The sequence below is a fragment of the Streptomyces sp. NPDC093149 genome (genome assembly GCF_044754145.1).
Lineage (GTDB): Bacteria > Actinomycetota > Actinomycetes > Streptomycetales > Streptomycetaceae > Streptomyces.
In genome coordinates, this window is record NZ_JBIVON010000023.1 from 43,837 (window position 1) to 62,520 (window position 18,684).

Here is an 18,684-nt window from a genome sequence, read left to right on the forward strand (position 1 = left end):
CGGCACCGCCTGAGCCCCACACATACCTATGCACATGTCCTCGCACAGGCCTGAATCACCGAGAGAAGCAGAAGAAGACCGATGACCGTACTTGAGATCACTCCTGGCTTCCTGGTCGCCGTCGCCGGCCTTGCCGGCCTCGCGATGATTGGATTCGCCGTCGTCCTGCCAGCGATCACCGGACGGGAACAGGCGAACAGGAATCACGACGACGAAGCCAAACGGCCTGACGTCGGCGCGTACGTCCTCCTCGCCAAGCCCTGCGGGTGGCTCAGCTATGCGTTTGACGCACGCCCCGGCAGCGTTGGCATCATCGTCCGCCATTCGCAGCAGGGCCATGACGACACCGGGGTGTTCGTCCACTGGCTGACGAAGCCGGACGACCTCATTTGCCAGGATCTTGCCGCCCTGGAGGCCGCATGCATCTACGGCGTGCGCTGCGAACTCGACGAACTCGTCTACCTCGAATCCACACCGGCCGTCCCGACCGAGCACAGTCCACCGACCAAGGAGCACTGACCGCTATGGGATTCTTCGAAAAGTTCGGCTTCATCGAGACCGCAGATCAGGAGCAGGCCCGGCTGGCCCGAGCCCCCGAGGGCTCGCAGAACCACTACCTGTCCACCCTGCCCGTGACCATTGCTGAGTGGCCCAAAGACCTGCTCGTTGAGCTCCCCTGGGAGCCGCCGCGCACCGATCGGTCTTTCCACGTCATCGTGGTGCCGATCGAGTTCCGGAAGGACGCTTTGCCCGAAGGCGTCGACGAGGAACCGCTGCCGCGCAAGCGCCACTCCGGCTCCTGGATGTGCGCCGTGGTGTTCTCCGACCACCCGAGCTACCCGGTCGGCGGCTTCCGAATCGACGTCCCGGCCGCCGAGATTGCCCGAGGCCGGAAGATCGACCTCGCCGGGGCCCTGGCCCAGTCCTGACCAACCCGCCGAACCGCTTCTGCAGGGTCTGGGCCGACTCCGGATGCAACGATCGGTGGGATGTGCACTACGTCCTCTTCGGCAGCCGCACCCTTGAGGAGGCGGACGGAGCCGCGGGTTGGTCCGGATGCTGGGCCTCGAACGCGTCGACGCCCCGTCGGGAGCCGCCACCGGCGAGACGCTCGACGTCCTGCTCGAGTGCCTGATCTCGATCGGCTACAAGCGCAGACCAGTGGCCTGCCCGGGCGGCCGAGAGCTGCCCCCGTGACTTCTGCGCGAAGAGCTCGACTCCGAAGTGCGCCGGCTGATCCCCGCGGCGCGTCCCTGGAAATCTCCGCGGCTTCGGCTTCCCGCAGCGCCCCGGTGCGCGTCTCGGCCCTCTCGAGGGCCGGGCGCTGCGCCGGGGCGCTGTTCTTGCTCCGCCGACGGGGGCGGGGATCAGCGGAGCTGATCCGGCCGCGGCCTCGGAGATCGCCCATGCAATCCCGAGTCCGCTGCTCCAGGCCACGGAGCACACAACAAGATGTGGAGAAACCGGAGACATGGGATCCAAACCCACGGTGAAAGGCCACTCCACATGAGGCACTCCACGCGCCTCCGCCCGGAGGGCCGATACCAGTGCACCACATGCCGCGCGGCCTGGCGCACCGAAGCCGCCGACCGCCGCTCGACATTCGCCTGCCCTGGCGTGCCGCTCGCCCACGGACTGACCCGCGAGCACCGGGTCTTCCCGAAGTCCGGAGACCGGTCCTGCCGTAGCTGGGGCTGCGAAGAACCCGATCCAAGCCACTCTCACGGCCCCGACCCATTCTGCGACGTCACCAACTGCCGTTACTGCCTCCACGGCTGTGACTGCGCAGTATGCGCTGGCACCCTGCACGCCCCGCAGCTCACCGTCCTCGAAGACATCCCCGAGCACGAACTCGCCCAGACCCCCAGACGGAGGAATGCACGCATGAAGGCCGAACTCCAGAAGATGATCGACGGCTTCTCGGTCGGTGACCACGTCACCGCCACCGGCTCCGACACTCGTGGCCATGAGGTCACCCGCACCGGCTACCTGCTCGCCGAGCCGAAGCTCGTCAACGTGCGACGCAACGGCTCGCCGGCCAAGGGACTCCGGTTGTGCGTCGGCGCGAAGGGCACCGACCCCAGCGAGCGCACCACGTGGACCACCCTCTTCCCCGACGCGGGATCCGTGGAGCGCACCCCGGAACCGGAACCCGGGAAGTGGTTGATGACCGAACTCCGCTACGTCCCCGGGGTGAAGGCCAGCAGCCACAACACCCGCATCCTGTACGGCGGCAATGGTGGTGCCCGCTCCAGCGGTCCGACTCAGTGCGCGCCCGTCAACGTCGTGTACACGGACGAGGGCCTGTACGCACTGTGGGACCCGACCACGGACAAGACCTACGCGGTGATCACGCTCGCCACCAAGATCTGGTGGGCGCACCTGCCTCAGGACGCCGCCCTGGACGCGCCGTCGTCCTCCGGTGAGCCCGAGGACACAGAGCCCACCAGCCTGGCATCCGGTTCTTGAGCCCGCAGCAGCTGCTTTCCTGAAGTCCCCGCCACCCTGTACAGGGCCATCCGCTGAGCAGCACGTGCTGTTCATGGCCACCCGGTCCATGAACTTCTGAAGTTGCCACCCCGTTCCCCGCGCTCACGAATCACCCGGAGAACACCATGACCGACATCGACCGCACCATCCCCGCATCCCTCGTCGAGCTGGCTCAGCGAGCGCTCCGCAGCGGCCGCATCGACGAGGTTTTCCTTGGCTTCGAAGGTCTCGGGGCCGACTTCCCGGCACCCATCGGCTGGATCATGCACCTCAACCGCGTAGAGACGACTCTGGCCGCTCAGCTCGGGACTTCCGACGAGGGCAACCATCTCGTGGTCACCTCTCAGATCGGCAGCGAGCCCAAGGCGTTCGTTGGCATCGACCGACCCGTCATGGACGCCGAGGCGATCACGGCCTGGATCGACCTGCCGCGCCCGACGGACTCTGGCGAGCCGATTGGCGACCTGGAAGACGCAGAACTGCTGATCACCGCCGTGCGCAATGGCTGGTCTGTCCAACGTGAGCTAAGGCGAGCGGACCACGTGATCACGAGTCGTCACGCTCCGGCTGAGATGCCCGACAGACTCCCGTTGCAGGCGAGCTATCAGCTCCACGCGCTGAACAACTTCTACAACGTCGAAGACACGCCCTCGCATCGTTCCACAGATGCGCCGGCCTCCCGCAGGATCTACCTCCGCCGCGATGCCGTGCCCGCAAGCTCCTGGGTGTCGGCGATGGTCGAGGGATCGCGGACCAGTCCCGAGAGCGCCATCAACGAAATCAGCGGCCGCGCCCCCTGGTACGCCGACGTCGCGTACTTCGACGAGGACACCGAGACCTGGACTCTCTGACCCATGTCCAGCTCTTCGCCGAGAAGTCTGCTTGACCGTAGGTGCGCCCTGAAGGCGCGCCAGAAAGCGAGGGCCATCGTGCTCCACACCGACCGCGCCGTCTCCGGCGCGCAGCTCATCATCGCCGCAGGGCAGCGGTTGGACACCGCCGTTGACCAGGTGTCACGCGCCAGGGCCGCCGGCGACCCGACCGCCCTGCGCGCGGCCGAGATCCTCAAAGAACAATGCCTCCTCGACTACCGGCTCGCGGCGCTTCCCGAGCGGCTCGCCCCGGTGCTCGAATCACTCATCACTGCGAGCACGTCCATCTCCCAGCGGGCGCGCTGAGCCGGGCCGTTCGCCGAGGGTTTTGCCACCGCCGCAGACACGTGGAGGATGACTTCATGTCCGACAGGAAGCAGGGCCGCGCCATGGACCTCCCCGACTTCCCCTGCCCACCCTTGCTCGGTGATATCGCCACCCATGCCGGATCCTGGGGCTGGTTCGGCACGTTCGTTCTAGGTACCAACAAGATCATCGCTCGCGACCCCGAGGGGTACCTGTGGATCCGCTCCAACAGTTCCCTCGCGCCAGAGCGCGAGACACACAGCAGGGCACTGGCTGCCTGGACCGAGGACGGTGTCGCTCTCTTCGTCCCCCGCGAGGCATACAAATACCTCCGCAACATCGAGAACCCTGTGAACGAGACGGCGTGGACGCCGGTTGCAAGTGTGCTGAAGGAGCCACCGCAGTACGCGCTCAACTTTTGCTGAGCAACCCCAGGTCGCCGGGCCAAGCGAGCCGGAGTGCCCGCCCCACCTCGCGCACATGAAGCAGGTGGCAGTGGACCCGCGCGGCGGTGGCACCAGGTGGGTGCCGGACAGGAACGTCCCGGAGACCAACGGTACGACCACCGTCGTCGCCCGACAGCACGTCCCCGTCATTCTGGGGACCGGGCCGCCGCACGAGGAGAAAGATTTCGTGCGCCTGCCGAACAGCTTCTGGTACGACCATGCCACCGCCCTCCAGGACAGCTGCGGTGCGATGCGCATAGACCGCGACCCACTCACAAGATCCCGTCGTCTGAGCTTTGTGCTCCGGCGACGGGGTTCTTCTTTTTCACAAGCAGATCGGCGAAGCCGATCCCGGGTGCCTCTCAGACGAGCACTGCCTATTGGTCGGTGCTGAGTCCTGCAGAGCCGTCACAGTCCACATTCCACACTCCGCGGGAGGCACCCATGTCCGAGAACAGCGAGCGCGTGCTGCTGCACGTCAAGTTCCTCAACGACCGGATCGAGCCGACAGGCGAGGGCGTTCGCACTGGCGCGAGCCTCCGCGTTGTCGCGCGTACCGCACCCGATGGCCGCGCAACTGTATCGGGCTCGGTGTCGCACCGCGTGCACCGGACGCGCGCCTCCGGCAAGGTCTTCCGCTACTGGCAGACCGTGCAGGCCTTCTCGCTGCTGCGTACCAAGGCAGACCTCGTGGTGCTGCGCGTGCTGGAGAACGGCAGCCGGAAGAACCGCACCCAGCACCTCTTCGCCGGCGGCGAGTACCAGCTCGCGCAGCTGCTGCGCAAGCTCGGTGAGGAGAACCTGCTGAACTCGATGCGCCCCCACGAGTGGGATCCCCTTGATCAGGATGTCCGCGTCGTCGAGGGGCCCGACTTCGAGGACAACGGGTGGAGCGGGATCCAGGCGCAGATGAGCCTGATCCTCCAGGACCTCAAGGGCGAGGCCCTGCGTCTGATCGGCGACTTGCCCGTGGCGGGCGAGCGGTTCCCGCTGCTGAAGAAGGTCTCGGCCAGCAGGCTCGGGCACTCGGGCCTGATGCACTTCCTGGACGCCGAGGACTACAAGAGGGTAGCGGAGAACGTGTTCGGCAAGACCCGGTACCGCAAGCCGCTGGCGCGCGAAATCCAACGCCTGGTCGAGCACATGCTGGCCAGGCCGGACTGGCGTTCTTCCCACGACATGAGCGTGCTGAACTGGTTCCGCCTGTTCCGCGGGCTCGTGCCGATCGACTGGATCATCGAGTCGATGCGCCGCACCGAGAGTAACCACCACATCTCCCTCAGGCCGGTCGAGCTCGTGCAGGCCCGGGCGCTGTTCCGCCGGGTGCCCCAGCCGATCCTGGGGCGGATCCTCACCCAACCCATCGCTCAGAGTGTCCGGATCATCGGGGACACCGTGCGGGACCTCGGCAATGCCGATGTGCAGCTGCGCGACCTGGACCTTCTGCCCGAGTTGATCAAGGCCCGGGGGCAGCGCCGCATCCGCGGTGCTCGGGACCTGGAGACCCTGGTTCGCTCGATGCCCCAGGCCCGGGTGGAGAGCCGCTCGCTCGCGCGCTCGAACCAGGCGATCAGCACCGTGATCAACGAGGCGAACGCGCTGCACGAGATGCACAGCTACAACGAGCAGATCGCCCGGCTCGAAGGGCGTGACCTGCCGGTCGCGACCTGGGAGCTGTGGAAGAACCCGGAGTTCCGACGGGCCGCCGACGAGTTCCTGGTCGAGTACCGGCAGGAGCTGATGACCGCCGAGCAGCGCGAGCGCGAAGCGCGGGCCGAGCGCTGCCGCCAGGAACGCCTCGCCCGCGAGAAGAAGCGCGCGGCTTGGGCCGCGGACATTACGTCGAAGCTCGACGGCATGCACATCGGCGAGCACCGTCTCGTCGTCGCACGCGACGCAGACACTCTGGCCCGATGGGGAGCACAGCTCCACAACTGCATCGCCGGCTACGCGCACCTGCTGGGTCTGGACGTCTTCGTCGCCGTCGTCGACGACAGCGACCGTGTCCGACTCAACATCGAGATTAACCACGAGATCGGCGTCGTGCAGTTCCTCGGCACCAACAACCGCGACGCGGCCAAGGAGCTGGAGAGGGACTCTGCCCAGCTGGTGCTCGATGCCATCACCAGCATCGGGATCCCGGTGTACGAGCACGCGCTCGGACTGCAGCAGCTCATGCCGCGCGCCCAGGACGCGGTGACCGCGTGATTGAGACCTCCCCGCCGCAGCACGGTGCTGCGGCGGGGGACTCTCCTGTGCCGGTAGGGATCCGCAGCCGCCGATCCGGGGCGAACTGGGGTAGCGGCGGACCTGGTGCTCATCGAGGTCGGCCAGTCCCAATTTTGCTCTAGGAGATCTCCTCCACCCGCCATCTGAACCTTGCCACCTTGACTCGTCAGTTCTCCGTCCACCTCACCCTCAGCGGGACTTCCTTCGCGCCGATCGTGTGCCGCGGGTCCTCGTACCTCACCGGTCCGCTCGGTGCGAAGTGGCTCCAGCGCCTTAGCAATGCCTTCAGCGCGATGGTCAGTTCAAGGCGGGCCAGTGGCGCGCCCAGGCAGTAGTGGATGCCCCGGCCCAGGGCGAGGTGGCGGTTAGGGGTGCGACGGATGTCGAACGTATCCGGGTCCGGGAACACGCGCGGATCCCGGTTGGCCGACGTCAACCACAGTAGGACGACGCTGTCCTGAGGCAGCGTCCTACCGTGCAGGACCACCTCCCGCGTCGTGCGCCGCGCTGCGGCTGGCAGCTGGCCGCGGTGGCGCATGACTTCCTCCACTGCGCTCGCCGTCAGAGACGGATCGGCTCGTAGATCGGCCGCGGCCTGTGGATGCTCGTCCAGGAGCAGGACCGAGCTGGTCAACAGCATCGTTGTGGTGATGTGCCCGGCGACGAGCAGGAAGCCGCAGACTCCGAGGATCTCCTCGTCTCGCAGCCGCTGTCCGCCCTCGTCGACGGTGACGAGCCTGCTGATGAGGTCGAGGCCCGGCCGGGCCCTGCGGCTGCGGATGACGTCCAGGAAGTATGAGTTCATCTCGGCGATCAGCGGATCGATGGAGCGCAGCATCTCCGCCGTGGCCACTAGGACCGGTGTGCCGTCCCTGCCCTGGAAGAACAGGGCGCTGGACCATGTACGGAACCGTGCGCGGTCCACGACTGGGATCTGCAGGATGTCCGCGATGACTGCCAAGGGCAGCGGATACGCGTATTGCTCGACGAAGTCGACGTCCCGCGAGTCGTTCATTGCATCCAGCAGTCCCTCGCTGATGCCGGCGATCCTCGGCGCCAATTCTTGGATCAGGCGGGGCGTGAAGACCTTGCTCACCAGCGAGCGCAGCCTGTCGTGGGCGGGTGGGTCGAAGCCCAGGAACGCGCCCTGCGCGACGGTTGAGAATGCGTCAGGCTGCTCGATCAGGTCGCGCATATCGGAGGAGAAGGTCCGGTGGTCCGTCAGGGCCGCCGACACGTCGTCGTACCCGAACACATGCCAGCTGCCCAGCTCCTGGTCGTCATGGACCGGCGCCGCCTCGCGTAGGAAGGTCCACCAGTCGAGCAGCGCCTCGTAGATGGGGGCCTGGGCGGCCAGTCCGAGCGCCTGCGGCTCATGGAGGGGGCCCGGGGAGTCGCTGATCACTGGTCTCCTTCCGCGATGACCCGCTCCAGCTCGTCGACCGCCCGGTCGATGTCCTCGGCAGTGTTGAGCACACCGGGCGCGAACCGGATGGCGCTGCTGCGGTAGGGAGTCTGTCCCGCCATGACCCGCCGCCGCTCCAACGAGGCGACGATGTCCGCCGGATCGCGCCCCGCGACGTCGAAGCAGACCATGCCGGCGTGCAGGTGTGAGGACCGCGGGGTGCGGATGCCGACGTCTGGGACCTCCGCCAGCCGTCGTCGGCAGTACGCGGCGAGTTCCGAGATCCGAGCGGCGACCTCAGTGCGTCCCAAGGCCAGTTGGAACTGGAACGCCTCGTGCAGCGCCCAGCGGTGCTCGTACGCAGGGAAGCCGCCCGGTGAGCACATGCGGGCGGGCGGCGCTTCGCCGTCGGGGGTGCGTCCCAGGTACCAGGGCCAGAAGACCTCCACGTCGAAGGAGGTGACCACCGGAGCGACCCTCGACCAGCCCCGGCCGCTGCCCCAGACCACCCCGGTGCCCCGCGGTCCGAAGAGCCATTTGTGACATCCGGCGACGAAGAAGTCGCAGCCGAGCGCAGTGACGTCGAAGTCCTCAACGCCCAGGGCGTGCACGGCGTCGACGCAGAGCACGATCTGGCGGTGGCTCGGCCGTGTGGAGTTCACCGCGGCGACCGCTTCGCCGATGGCGGCCAGCGGCAGCTTCACGCCGGTGCCCGAGTGGACCCAGGTGACGACGAACAGACGGGTGCGCTCACCGATGCCCCGTGTAACGGCCTCCACGATCTGGTCGACGTCCGCTTCGGGCGCGTGCTCGTACAGGGAGATGATCCGCCGCGTCGCCCCGCTGGCCGCCGCCTTGAATCGGAGGATCTCCGTAGCCGCGTAGTGCTCGTGGTCGGTACTGAGGATCTCGTCGCCCGGTTCCAGGCGCATGCCGGCGCAGACGACAGCGAGACCTGCGGTGGTGCTCTCGGTGAGGGCCAGCGCGTCGGGCTGTCCGCCCAGGTAGGCGGCGGCACTGTCAAGGACTTGGCGAACTTGGCCGTCGCGTTCATGGAAATGCAGTGCGGGATTGCGATCTAAGGCCCGCCGGTGGTGCTCAATGGCCTCCCTCACCGGCCTGGGGTGCGGGGCCAGCATTGAGAGTGCCAAGTGGACATAGTCCGGGTCGAGTTCGAACTGGCTGCGGGCCAACTTCCAGCGCTCGGCGTCGAGCGGACGCTCGTGCGCGACGGAGGAGGGAATCGGAGTGGTGGGAGGAATCGGCTGGATGGTAATGGTCTGCCTCCTCAGTCGGGCGGGTTCTGGGCCACGTGGGGCGCGGGTGACATGGCAGGGCAGGACACGGATGCGTGGGTTGAGGGGCGCGGACCCCGTGCGGGCGCTCAGCAGCACCGGGCCCGCGACGTGTTCACTCCTTCGGCCGCACCCCGGTCGCGTACAGGACCGGAACCGGGATCACGACCTGTCCGTCGATGACGTGGTCCGCCGCGATCTCAACGGCGATCCGTTCCTCCAGCGCCGCCCGGTGCGGCAACTCGATGCGTTCCCACAGGCGCCGCATGCCGTGCGTCCATGTCCAGCGCACCACGTCGTACGCCGATCCAGCTCTGATGAACGCGTTCTCCACCATGAGCTGCACGTCCGAGAATCCGCACTGGGACAGATCGGCGTACAACCGGGTCTGTCCGCCGAACGACTCACTGTTCGGATAGACACCGCTGTCGGTGGTGTACGTGCGGGCCATGTCGGCGATCGTCCGCAGCCCGAGCACGCGGGCATGTCCGCCAGGCCCCGTTGCGACGTCCGTCGCCGGGGCCGCGAGCCCCAGTCGTCCACCCGGTCGTAGGAGAGTTCGGTACGCGCGGTACGCGGCGGGCAAGTCCTCGAGCATGTGTATGCTCATGCTTCCCGCGACCGCGTCGAACGCTGCAGGCGCGAGTTCGGGCGCCTGCCCGTCCATGACCAGGGTTCGGGCCCACGACAGCCCTGACCTCTGTGCCAGGCGTCCGGTTTCCTCCGCCATACTGGGCGACAGATCGATGCCCAGCACACTGCCCGTGGGCCCGGCGGCCCGCGCGGCCGGCACGGTGACCGCCCCCCGGCCGCAGCCCACGTCCAAGACCCGGTCGCCGGGACGCACCGCCGCGAGCCGTACCAGCCGTTCACCGACGGAACTGAAGAACTCCACAGGTAACTGGTCGTACGCGTGGGCGACTTCCTCGAAGAGCACGTGCTCGCCGGTCGGCCTGTCAGTCATCCTGGGACGCTCCTTCCTCGGGTTGGGCGTGTCACGTGTTCTGCCCGACGCGGGTGGTCTCGCTGTCCATCACTGTGAACAATTCGTTGTGCAGATTGCGTAGCAGCCGCTGCTCTCCCGGGTCGGTCTGGTTCAGCAGGCCCAGCTGATCGGCCCGTTGCAGGAGCGTTCCAGCGTCGGTGAGTCCATAGTGCTCCAGCAGGGCGGCCACCGGCTTGGGGTGGCGTGCGAGGTCGATCAGGCGCGGGCCCTCCTGGCGCACCGGCGCGGGCCCGTGCCTGTGTTGTTGGGCCATGCCCTCGATCAACCCCGGCAGGGTTCTCATTGTGTGCTCGTAACGGGCCCACTCGGGCACCTCGTAGGCGAGCGGACTGGGCCTGGCCAGCACGCGGCGGCAGGCGGCAGCGCAGTCGTCGACATCCACGCGGGCGAACTCGTACGGGTTGGCGACCGGGTCCACCGGCTCCGTCAGGAACTTCACCGCGGCCAGAGCTCCGTTGGTGTCATCGACGTAGTACGGGAAGCCGTCCCAGCGGGGCACCACGACAGGCACCCCGCACGCCAGCGCCTCTAGCGGCGACTTCCCGTACGTCTCGAAGACGCTGGTCGCGCAGGACACGAAGAGGTCGGCGGAGTTGTAGAGGTTCGCCGTCTGCTTCTTATCCAGGCGGTGGAAGAGGACGACGTTCTCCATCCGTCCCGCCAGCCGGTTGTAGTAGTGCGGGTCGATGTGCGTCGCCGACAGCACGAGCAGAATGCGTGGGTCTTCCTTGTGCAGGGTGCGTGCGACGGTGAGCAGGGGTTCAAGGCCCTTGTCGTTCATGAAGCGGCCCGTGTACAGCAGGATAGTGCGGTCGAGTGGCAGCACCAGGTGCTGCCGGGACGCATCACGTGGCAGCGGGCGGTACACGTCTGAGATGCCGAAGGTGCACAGGGCCCGCGCCGGGATGCCAGTGAGGTGCTCATACGCGCGCTGTGCGTGGCGCGAGCCGCACAGGACCAGGTCACCGGGGTGTGCGTGAGCAGCGACGAGCAGAAAATAGCACAGGATGTGCAGGGGATAGGGGTTGTTGTGCGGGATCATCAGGGCGGGGCACGAGTAGCCGTCGCGGCGCATGAAGTACAGCAAGGGGAGCGACTCCGCGTACTCCGCGACCACCACGTCGATCGTCGAGAGGTCGCACGATTCCTTGAGGGACCGATAGATCTCCTCGAAGTGCTCGTAGGTGTGCTCGTGAGCCGGCAGCAGCCGGATGCGGAAGACGAACGTCGAACCCGCGGGACAGAAGTGCTGGATGTCCTCGGTCGAGTCGGTGAGCGCCAGGACTGTGGTCATGACGGACGCCACTCCCCTTCGCTCAGCCGCGCCGGAGCGTCTCGAAGTACCGCTGAGCCCCGCTCAGTCGCTCTTGCTGCTGTGGTTCGTCAATCTGACGCGCGGCGGCGATGACACGACGGACCCCCTCCACCACGTCCACCTCGTGGCGGAAACCGAGGACCTCGGTGGCGCGCGTGACGTCGGCCCACAGCCGCTCGGCGTAGATGGTGATGGGAACATCCACGCGTTCGGGCCGGACCTCGACGCCGAGCTCGTCACCGATCAGCTTGAGCACCTCGCTGAACGTGGTCTCGATGCCCGTGCCTACGTTGAATTCCTGGGTGGGCAGGTTGGCGGCGAGCGCGGTGCGAAAGGCCCGGCCCGCGTCTTCGACATAGATGAAGTCCCTGGTCTGTTTGCCGTCTCCCCACAGGACAGGGGTGACTTTGTGCAGCAGGGCCCAGACGAAGAGCGAGATGACGTTGGCGTATCCGCCCTTGCTGAACTCGTCGTGCCCGTACACGCTGAAGGGCCGCATGCCGATGGCGGTGATCCCGTACCGCTCGGAGTACTGGCGGGCTACCTCCTCGTTCCACTTCTTCGACAGCGCCTTCAGGTCCGGCGGGGCAAGCGGCATGTCCTCGGTGTACGGGACGGGGTTGCCCTCGTACACCGCGCTGGTGCTGGCGTAGACGAGTTTGCCTACGGCGTTCCTGCGCATGGCCTCCAAAACGTTGAGGAAGCCGTGAGTGGTGACCGACGCGCCGTCGACCGGGTCCTCCTCGTACATCAGGAAGGAGGACGGCGCGGCGAGGTGGAGCACGGCGTCCTGGCCCCGGACAGTTTTGAGCAGCAGGTCGAGATCGCGGGTGTCGCCGTCGATCCACTCCACGTTCCGCCGGATGCCCTCGGGTATGTACTCCTGTCCTCCGATCTTGAAGTTGTCGATGGAGGTGACGTCGCAGCCGTCATCGAGCAGGCCCTGGATCATGTTGCGCCCGATGAAGCCCGCGCCGCCCGTGACCAGGACTTTCCTGTACGTGCCCATGTCGCTCCCTTGTTGTCGGTGCCGCTCTCTGTCTCTGGCCGTCCGTCTCCCGTCGCCCGCGTATCGTCGTCCGCACGGACGGTTCGGGGAGTTGTGGGTGTGGCCGCTGCCGCTCCGGTGGGGGGCAGCGGCCACAGGGTGTCCGGAAACCGCAACAGGTCAGAGCCGGGCGAGCTGGTAGACGCCCGTCTCGCCGGCCGACGCGTGGGCCGGAGCCCATGCTGTGCGGGCCGGAGCCCATGCCGTGCGGGCCGGAGCCCAGCTGGTGCTATCCATCGCGTTCTCCGTTCTGATATTCGAGTGCAGAGACGCGAGTTGACCTGAAAGCGACCAACGGCATTGCCGAATAAGGGCATTCGAAATTCACCCTCAGATCGCCAGGAAAACAAATCGAGGACGCTCTCGTTTCACGCGTTGCGTCTCACCGCACCCGCCAGTGGTTTCGCCTCGATCTCCATACGCCCTGCACGGCCATCGAGGCGAACGTCAACACCTGAAGGCGTCATGAATCCAACGTGGCTTGTTCCGCCCTCCCGGCATTGCCCCAAGGGCATTTGACTGTTTCAATCCCGGCAGGGTGATGCACCCTTACGGAGGCATTCCATGGCGTTAGAAGGTGGCCTGCCACGGCCGGCCTCGCATGCCACGGCACGCAAGATCTCCCTGTTCAGCATGGTGGGCACGGGCATCCAGTACTTCGATTTCTTCAGTTACAGCCTTGCAGCGGTTCTGATCTTCCCGGACGTCTTCTTTTCCGCTCTGCAAGGCTCGAACGCACTGCTCGTTTCGCTCTCGACGGTCGGTGTGGCATTCGTCGCTCGCCCTCTCGGGGCACTCATATTCAGACACTTCGCCGACCGTACGGGAAGGAAGCGATCGCTGGTTCTCTCTCTATTTCTCATGGGATTTAGTACAACTCTCATGGGTGTCCTGCCTTCTTACGCGCAGGCGGGCTGGATCGCCCCTATGCTGCTGGTAATTCTGCGCATCGCCCAAGGGATTGCCCTCGGTGCGGAAGGGATGGGTGGCGCGTGCTCGCCATCGAGCACGCGCCACCCTCACAACGGGGACTCCACTCCGCTTTCCCGGGGGCGGGTGCCTCCCTCGGGTCACTGGTGGCCAACACCGTGTTCCTGGCGCTTGCCCGCGTGCTGAGCCCGGGGCAGCTCGAGGCATGGGGCTGGAGGATCCCGTTCCTGGCCGGGGCGGCGTTGGTCGGTCTGTCCCTGTACGCACGGTTCTCCGTCACCGAGTCTCCAGTGTTCACCGCCGACCGGCCCGGCGGGCGCGCGGGGCGCGTACCGCTGCTGGATGTGATGCGCGCACAACCGGTGGCACTGCTTCTCGGAGTGGCGGCACTGGTGGTGGGGAACGTCCTCTACTTCGTCACACACACCTTCGCCCTCGCCTACGGCACCAGCACCCTGGGGGTGGCCAGGGCGGACATGCTCCGGGCGACCCTGGTGGCTCTGGCAGTGCAAACGGTGACCGGATTCGCCTCGGCCGTACTGTCCGACCGGATTGGGCGCCGCAGGATGGCACTGGCCGGTGCGGTGCTCTGCGGAGTGTGGGCCTTCCCCCTGGTTGCATTGATCCGTACCGGCCAACTCGTCCACATCACCTGGGCGTTCGCCATCGCCATGCTGGTGTACGGAATCTATTCGGGGCCGCTGGGGGCATTGCTGGCCGGCGTCTTCCCGACCCGATATCGCTTCACCGCGGTCGCACTGGTCTTCAACAGCGGCGTCCTGATCGGCGGGGCGTTCGCACCCGCCGCAGCATACCGGCTCATGTCGGCGACCGGCTCGCTGTGGGCGGTGGCCTGCATGGTCGCGCTGAGCGCCGTACTGAGCGGGGTCGCGCTCCTGAAACTGACCGAGCGGCATCCAGAACACCTTGGCGAGACCGGGGGCCCGGCCGAGATGCTGCCTCCGAGGGCACTGCCGGGTAGGTGCGAGTTGGAACCATGAGCCGGACGGCCACGCGGCGTGCCGCCGGATACTCGTGCGCCGCCGTCCCCATAGCCGCTGCCAGCCGCACGACCACGTCAGCACCACAACAGCGAGGAGGTCCCAATGCAGGACGATCCGGTGCAGGAGAGCCCAGTACCGAAGGAACCGAGGTGCAAGGACCCGTATCGTTCGCCGAACAGCGCGGCACGACAGGAGTCCGCGACAGCGAGGACCGGCCCTGAGCCTGGCGTGCCCAGTCCTGAGATTCCCGCACCCGGAGCGCGGGGCTCCGACCTGACGCCCGCCCCCAAACCGTCCGGCCCCACAACGTTCCACTCCGACCCCAGCCCTGGCCCCACGCCCGACGAAGCCGTCGACCTCGTCGCCCGGATGGCAACCCTCTTCACGCCCTGGGCCCTGCGCACGGGCGTCACACTCGGCCTCTTCGATCTTGTCGGAACGGGACTCGGTGCCCCAGCCCTCCTCGCCGAACGGACCGGGGCGGACAAGGAAGCCGTGCGAAGGCTGCTGCGTCATCTCGCCAACCTCAAGCTGCTTGACCGTGGGCCGGACGGCTACCGGCTGACCGCCCTGGGGGCCGTTCTGACTTCCGGACACCCGTCCGGTCTCGCGCGCGGCCTCGATCAGTCGGATGCATGGGCAGAGGCCAGCGACTTGGCGGTTCCCGGCCTCATCTCCGCCGTCACCACGGGCCGACCTTCCTGGTCCCAGGCTGCAGGGGCACCGTTCTGGCAGAGCCTGGCCACCGATCCCCAGCTCGCGGCCTCCTTCGACACAGCCATGTCGGGGCACGCCGACGCCGTGGGACCGTGGCTGGCCACGGTGTGGAACTGGAGCACGGCATCCCACGTCGCGGACGTCGGCGGCGGCACCGGCAGCACCTTGCGTGACATCCTCGTCCGCCATCCCCACCTGCAGGGCACCCTGATAGACCTGCCGGGGACCGTGAGCCGGGCCGAGGCCAAGCTGGGCGGTGACGCGGCGCTGGCGGGGCGCGTGACCTTGAGCCCCGGGAGCTTCTTCGACCCACTGCCTGACGGCCACGACATTCTCGTCCTGGCCCACGTCCTGCACGACTGGGGCGACGACGACTGCGTCCGGCTGCTGCGCCGGTGCGCCGAGGCAGTCGCCGACGGCGGTGCCGTCCTCGTCGTCGACCGGGTAGTGCACGACTCTGCTATTGAGGGCCAACTTCCCGTCAGCCAAAGGGACTTGGCGATGCTCGTTCTGTTGGGAGGCAAGGAGCGCACCGCGGAGGAGTTCCGGATGCTGGGCAAGGCGGCGGGGCTCGGCCTGCGCCGTTCCCCTTTGGCCGCACCCCATGAGGGGTTGTGCCTCCTGGAGTTCGGCAGGGACGGAGGAGTCGACAGGTGACCACGGCTCCCCGCCGTCACCGCTCCCCGCCCATGCCCGCCACATCACCGCTCTCCGCCCCTCACCGCCGGTGACCCCGCTCCGCTCGCGCGCCGTGTTCGCCCGCGGCGGCGCCCGCCTCCATCTCCCCGGGCCTTGCAGACGCGTCCGGGACGTCCAGCCCCGGCCGGGCGGAGCGCACGGCCCACCACACGCCCCCGAGCGCGAGTCCTACCAGGATGGCGGCCACCGCCGGGAGGAGACCGGCGTCGACAACCACCAGGGCACCGCCCAGACCTCCGCCGGCCGCCGCTCCGACGTACGCGGAGCTGCTGTGCAAGGCCATCGCCTGGGTGGCGCCCTCGGGGCCTACCCGGTCGACCATTAGGGCCTGGATGGCGGGGGGTACGGCCCAGGCCGCCGCCGACCACCACATCAGCAGGGCGGCGACGGGTACGAGCGGGACCGGACGGGACACCCACAACCCGAAGAACGCGGCCATCCCGGCGCAGAAAAGCCCACCTGCCGCGACGAGGGCACGCAGCGATCCGTACCGGTCCACGAAGTGTCCCGCTAGGCGTGTCCCGAGGAGACCGCCCGCACCGGAGAGCACCAGCAGGAGCGCCAACTGCCTGCGGGTCACGGAGGCGAGGTCGGCCAGGAAGGGCGCGAGGTAAGTCTGGAAGGCGAGGTTTCCCGCGACGGTCACCACGGTGACAAGGAGGACGACGAGGATGGTGCCGTTCAGGACGGGGCGCAGCAGCTCCCTTACGCCAGCCCTTGGTTCGACTGCGGCAGGGATGCGGGGTACGGCCCCGAGGGTCAGCAGCAGTGCCGCCGCGCCCAGTGACCCGGCGAACACGAAGGTCGCCCGCCAGTCGGCGGCGTCGCCGATATACGTACCGGCGGGGACGCCGATCAGCACCGCGCCGGTCAGTCCGGTCATGACCATGGCGAGATGCCGGCCGCGCCGTTCGGGTGGGGCTGCAGCGGTGGCCGCGGCGAGGGCGGCGGGCAGGACAACGGCCGCAGCGAGCGCCGCGGAGACGCGCAGGCCCATCAGTGCCGGGAAGGAGGTGACGAGCGGGACCACAAGGTTGGTGGCGGCGAACACGGCGAGCGCGCCGCACAACGCCCGCTTGCGGTCGATCCGCGCGAGCAGCAGCGCCCAAGCGGGGGCGGCCAGCGCGTAGACGAGGGAGTACACGGTCACCAGCTGACCGGCAACTCCCTCGCTGACGCGCAGGTCACGGGCGAGGTCAGGAAGGACGCCGATGATGACGAAGTCGTCGGTCTGCACCGCGAAGGCGGCGAGCGTCAACGTACTGAGCCAGAGGGGTGTTTGACGGAAGGGCACACTCACCGAATAAAGGTAACAGATGTTTCCCTTATGGGGTGTGAGGCCGGATATGAAACAGTGGCCGCATGTCGAGGGCCCCGAGGGTGCCCCCGGAGTCCGCCGAGAAAGGGGGGCGACGCCGTGCCCAGACCAGTCAACCCGGACCGCCGCCGCGAGGTGCTCGACGCCGTGATCGGGTATCTCGCCCACGCCGGCATCGGCCAGTTCACGCTGCGCGGCATCGCCGCGGCGCTGGGTCAGAGCACCCGCGTGCTCACACACCATTTCGCGGACAAAGGGGAGCTTCTCCGTGCCGTCATGCGGCGCCTGGACGAACAGCAGCACCACGCGCTAAGGACGACCGAGGGGTGGGAGGACCCCGCCGTACCGGTCAGCGCCGTCGTACGATCGGCCTGGGAGCGCAACCTGGGCGAGGCCGAACTGCCCATGACACGGCTGATCCGCGAGATCGAAGGGCTCGCCGCAGCGGGCCGGCTACCTGCGGCGGTACCGGACTTCGTTCGGGGAAGGGCGGACTTCGTGGCCTCGTGCCTGACGCTGCGCGGCGTACCCGAGCGGACGGCGCTGATCACGGCAACGATGCTGAATGCCACGTTCGCCGGCCTCCAGGCGGACTACCTCATCACGGGCGACGCCGAGCGGGCACGGGGCGCACTGGACGAACTGTGCCACTGGCTGGACGTGGCGGTGGAGGCGAGGGGCGACAAGCACGGCGAGGGGACATCGCGAAGGGCTGGTTCTTGAGCGCCGGGCACCGCGTCGGCTGGGTGACCGGCAACGAGGTCTACGGCGGCAACCCGAAACTGACGGCAGCCTTGCAAAAGCACGGCCTTGGCTATGTCCTCGCCTTGGCCTGCTCGGGCGAAGTGACCACTGGTGCAGGAACGTTCCGTGACGATGCACAGGCCAGGAAGCTCCCAGAACAGGCCTGGCGGAAGCTGTCCGCCGGCCGCGAAGGGCCACCGACCCGATCCGAGCGACCGTCAGCTACTGATCCAGCGCAACTGCAGCACCAGCGAACTCATCTACTACCGCCGCCATTCCGCCGGGCCGAGCCTGCTGGCCTTGGCTACTGACTTCAGCTCGTCGGGGTGAACCTTCTCGAGGTCCCTGACACGTTCGCCGTGGTGACCGTATTCCGTGTTGTGTGAGATATGCGGATGGGGGCGGGCTGACTGCTGCGGGGCGTCAGCGCCGTGAGTCGGTGCGGATGCAGGCGGCCGAGCTGTTCGAGCGGGAATCAAGCCGTTGGAGGTGGCACGGCGTCTGCGGGTGAGCGGGAAGTCGGCCTATCAGTGGCACCAGTTGTGGCGGGAGGGCGGTGCGCGGGCTCTGGCCTCCCGTGGCCCGAGCGGATCGCGGTGCCGTCTGTCCCCACGCTCCCTGGAGAAGCTGACCGCGTATCTGGAGCAGGGCCCGGCCGCGCACGGCACCTCGCAGCAGCGCGCCGTCTTCCAGCGATCCGTCGTTGGTGGCGTAATGGGCGCAGATCCGCGCGAACGCCTGCTCGGCGTCCGAGGCGTGGTCGCCGTCGAACAGGATGATCCGGTAGCGCTCGGGGTCGAATGCCTTGGGAGTGCCGGACGGACTCCCGCCCCCGGGTCCGCCGTGGACGATGAGCGCGG

Annotated in this window: 18 protein-coding genes and 1 pseudogene; 13 read left to right on the forward strand and 6 right to left on the reverse strand. The window is 67.7% G+C overall.

The genetic code is table 11. The features are described 5' to 3' along the window. The first annotated feature begins 81 nt into the window (after positions 1 to 81). The 8 genes from ACIQCZ_RS37110 (at position 82) to ACIQCZ_RS37145 (ending at position 6,322) form a co-directional block, all read left to right on the forward strand. Positions 82 to 519 (forward strand): hypothetical protein, encoded by a 438-nt coding sequence (locus ACIQCZ_RS37110; RefSeq protein ID WP_402289654.1) that lies wholly within the window; start codon positions 82 to 84, stop codon positions 517 to 519. A 5-nt stretch (positions 520 to 524) separates the two neighbouring features. After that, positions 525 to 929, forward strand: coding sequence for a hypothetical protein (locus ACIQCZ_RS37115; protein ID WP_402289656.1), 405 nt, complete (start codon positions 525 to 527; stop codon positions 927 to 929). A gap of 118 nt (positions 930 to 1,047) precedes the next feature. Continuing rightward, complete coding sequence (locus ACIQCZ_RS37120) at positions 1,048 to 1,197, forward strand: hypothetical protein (RefSeq protein ID WP_402289659.1); 150 nt, start codon at positions 1,048 to 1,050, stop codon at positions 1,195 to 1,197. A 687-nt stretch (positions 1,198 to 1,884) separates the two neighbouring features. After that, on the forward strand, positions 1,885 to 2,469 hold the full coding sequence (locus ACIQCZ_RS37125; protein WP_402289660.1) for a hypothetical protein: 585 nt from the start codon (positions 1,885 to 1,887) through the stop codon (positions 2,467 to 2,469). Positions 2,470 to 2,615: 146 nt separating this feature from the next. Beyond that, on the forward strand, positions 2,616 to 3,341 hold the full coding sequence (locus tag ACIQCZ_RS37130; RefSeq protein WP_402289662.1) for a hypothetical protein: 726 nt from the start codon (positions 2,616 to 2,618) through the stop codon (positions 3,339 to 3,341). Positions 3,342 to 3,419: 78 nt separating this feature from the next. After that, positions 3,420 to 3,668 (forward strand): hypothetical protein, encoded by a 249-nt coding sequence (locus tag ACIQCZ_RS37135; RefSeq protein WP_402289664.1) that lies wholly within the window; start codon positions 3,420 to 3,422, stop codon positions 3,666 to 3,668. A gap of 56 nt (positions 3,669 to 3,724) precedes the next feature. After that, the gene (locus tag ACIQCZ_RS37140) at positions 3,725 to 4,093 is read left to right on the forward strand and encodes a hypothetical protein (protein WP_402289667.1); all 369 of its coding nucleotides are present in this window, start codon (positions 3,725 to 3,727) and stop codon (positions 4,091 to 4,093) included. A gap of 465 nt (positions 4,094 to 4,558) precedes the next feature. Next, positions 4,559 to 6,322 (forward strand): PcfJ domain-containing protein, encoded by a 1,764-nt coding sequence (locus ACIQCZ_RS37145; RefSeq protein WP_402289669.1) that lies wholly within the window; start codon positions 4,559 to 4,561, stop codon positions 6,320 to 6,322. Between the two features lie 187 nt (positions 6,323 to 6,509). Here the strand turns inward: ACIQCZ_RS37145 and ACIQCZ_RS37150 are convergent, their stop codons facing one another. The 5 genes from ACIQCZ_RS37150 to ACIQCZ_RS37170 all read right to left on the reverse strand — a co-directional run bounded on the left by ACIQCZ_RS37150 (position 6,510) and on the right by ACIQCZ_RS37170 (position 12,373). Further along, positions 6,510 to 7,748, reverse strand: coding sequence for a cytochrome P450 (locus tag ACIQCZ_RS37150; protein WP_402289672.1), 1,239 nt, complete (start codon positions 7,746 to 7,748; stop codon positions 6,510 to 6,512). Continuing rightward, positions 7,745 to 8,899, reverse strand: a complete 1,155-nt coding sequence (locus ACIQCZ_RS37155; RefSeq protein WP_402289675.1) for an aminotransferase class V-fold PLP-dependent enzyme — start codon at positions 8,897 to 8,899, stop codon at positions 7,745 to 7,747. Before ACIQCZ_RS37155 ends, ACIQCZ_RS37150 begins: the two co-directional genes overlap by 4 nt. A gap of 259 nt (positions 8,900 to 9,158) precedes the next feature. Continuing rightward, the gene (locus ACIQCZ_RS37160) at positions 9,159 to 10,007 is read right to left on the reverse strand and encodes a class I SAM-dependent methyltransferase (RefSeq protein WP_402289677.1); all 849 of its coding nucleotides are present in this window, start codon (positions 10,005 to 10,007) and stop codon (positions 9,159 to 9,161) included. A 31-nt stretch (positions 10,008 to 10,038) separates the two neighbouring features. After that, on the reverse strand, positions 10,039 to 11,343 hold the full coding sequence (locus ACIQCZ_RS37165; protein WP_402289679.1) for a glycosyltransferase family 4 protein: 1,305 nt from the start codon (positions 11,341 to 11,343) through the stop codon (positions 10,039 to 10,041). Between the two features lie 22 nt (positions 11,344 to 11,365). Continuing rightward, positions 11,366 to 12,373 carry an NAD-dependent epimerase/dehydratase family protein gene (locus tag ACIQCZ_RS37170; protein WP_402289681.1) on the reverse strand — a complete coding sequence of 336 codons (1,008 nt, stop codon included), beginning with the start codon at positions 12,371 to 12,373 and terminating at the stop codon, positions 11,366 to 11,368. A gap of 672 nt (positions 12,374 to 13,045) precedes the next feature. Here ACIQCZ_RS37170 and ACIQCZ_RS37175 point away from each other — a divergent pair. The 3 genes from ACIQCZ_RS37175 (at position 13,046) to ACIQCZ_RS37185 (ending at position 15,720) form a co-directional block, all read left to right on the forward strand. Continuing rightward, on the forward strand, positions 13,046 to 13,528 hold the full coding sequence (locus tag ACIQCZ_RS37175; protein WP_402289692.1) for an MFS transporter: 483 nt from the start codon (positions 13,046 to 13,048) through the stop codon (positions 13,526 to 13,528). Next, on the forward strand, positions 13,414 to 14,343 hold the full coding sequence (locus ACIQCZ_RS37180) for an MFS transporter (protein WP_402289694.1): 930 nt from the start codon (positions 13,414 to 13,416) through the stop codon (positions 14,341 to 14,343). The genes ACIQCZ_RS37175 and ACIQCZ_RS37180 overlap by 115 nt, the downstream gene beginning before the upstream one ends. Before the next feature lie 231 nt (positions 14,344 to 14,574). Further along, positions 14,575 to 15,720, forward strand: a complete 1,146-nt coding sequence (locus ACIQCZ_RS37185; RefSeq protein WP_402289684.1) for a methyltransferase — start codon at positions 14,575 to 14,577, stop codon at positions 15,718 to 15,720. Positions 15,721 to 15,781: 61 nt separating this feature from the next. On the opposite strand, the gene ACIQCZ_RS37190 is transcribed toward ACIQCZ_RS37185, so the two are convergent. Further along, positions 15,782 to 17,062, reverse strand: a complete 1,281-nt coding sequence (locus ACIQCZ_RS37190; protein ID WP_402289686.1) for an MFS transporter — start codon at positions 17,060 to 17,062, stop codon at positions 15,782 to 15,784. Positions 17,063 to 17,179: 117 nt separating this feature from the next. Here ACIQCZ_RS37190 and ACIQCZ_RS37195 point away from each other — a divergent pair, with 117 nt between their 5' ends. Further along, positions 17,180 to 17,803, forward strand: coding sequence for a TetR/AcrR family transcriptional regulator (locus tag ACIQCZ_RS37195; protein WP_402289688.1), 624 nt, complete (start codon positions 17,180 to 17,182; stop codon positions 17,801 to 17,803). A 528-nt stretch (positions 17,804 to 18,331) separates the two neighbouring features. Continuing rightward, positions 18,332 to 18,684 (forward strand): annotated as a pseudogene (locus tag ACIQCZ_RS37200) (hypothetical protein); the annotation flags it as partial.

What these genes read in the sequence shown, in the direction of transcription:
- ACIQCZ_RS37175 (WP_402289692.1), top strand. Translation starts at nt 13,046, where the DNA reads ATGGTGGGCACGGGCATCCAGTACTTCGATTTCTTCAGTTACAGCCTT.
- ACIQCZ_RS37170 (WP_402289681.1), bottom strand. Translation starts at nt 12,373, where the DNA reads ATGGGCACGTACAGGAAAGTCCTGGTCACGGGCGGCGCGGGCTTCATC.
- ACIQCZ_RS37115 (WP_402289656.1), top strand. Translation starts at nt 525, where the DNA reads ATGGGATTCTTCGAAAAGTTCGGCTTCATCGAGACCGCAGATCAGGAG.
- ACIQCZ_RS37145 (WP_402289669.1), top strand. Translation starts at nt 4,559, where the DNA reads ATGTCCGAGAACAGCGAGCGCGTGCTGCTGCACGTCAAGTTCCTCAAC.
- ACIQCZ_RS37140 (WP_402289667.1), top strand. Translation starts at nt 3,725, where the DNA reads ATGTCCGACAGGAAGCAGGGCCGCGCCATGGACCTCCCCGACTTCCCC.
- ACIQCZ_RS37160 (WP_402289677.1), bottom strand. Translation starts at nt 10,007, where the DNA reads ATGACTGACAGGCCGACCGGCGAGCACGTGCTCTTCGAGGAAGTCGCC.
- ACIQCZ_RS37130 (WP_402289662.1), top strand. Translation starts at nt 2,616, where the DNA reads ATGACCGACATCGACCGCACCATCCCCGCATCCCTCGTCGAGCTGGCT.
- ACIQCZ_RS37125 (WP_402289660.1), top strand. Translation starts at nt 1,885, where the DNA reads ATGAAGGCCGAACTCCAGAAGATGATCGACGGCTTCTCGGTCGGTGAC.
- ACIQCZ_RS37110 (WP_402289654.1), top strand. Translation starts at nt 82, where the DNA reads ATGACCGTACTTGAGATCACTCCTGGCTTCCTGGTCGCCGTCGCCGGC.
- ACIQCZ_RS37165 (WP_402289679.1), bottom strand. Translation starts at nt 11,343, where the DNA reads ATGACCACAGTCCTGGCGCTCACCGACTCGACCGAGGACATCCAGCAC.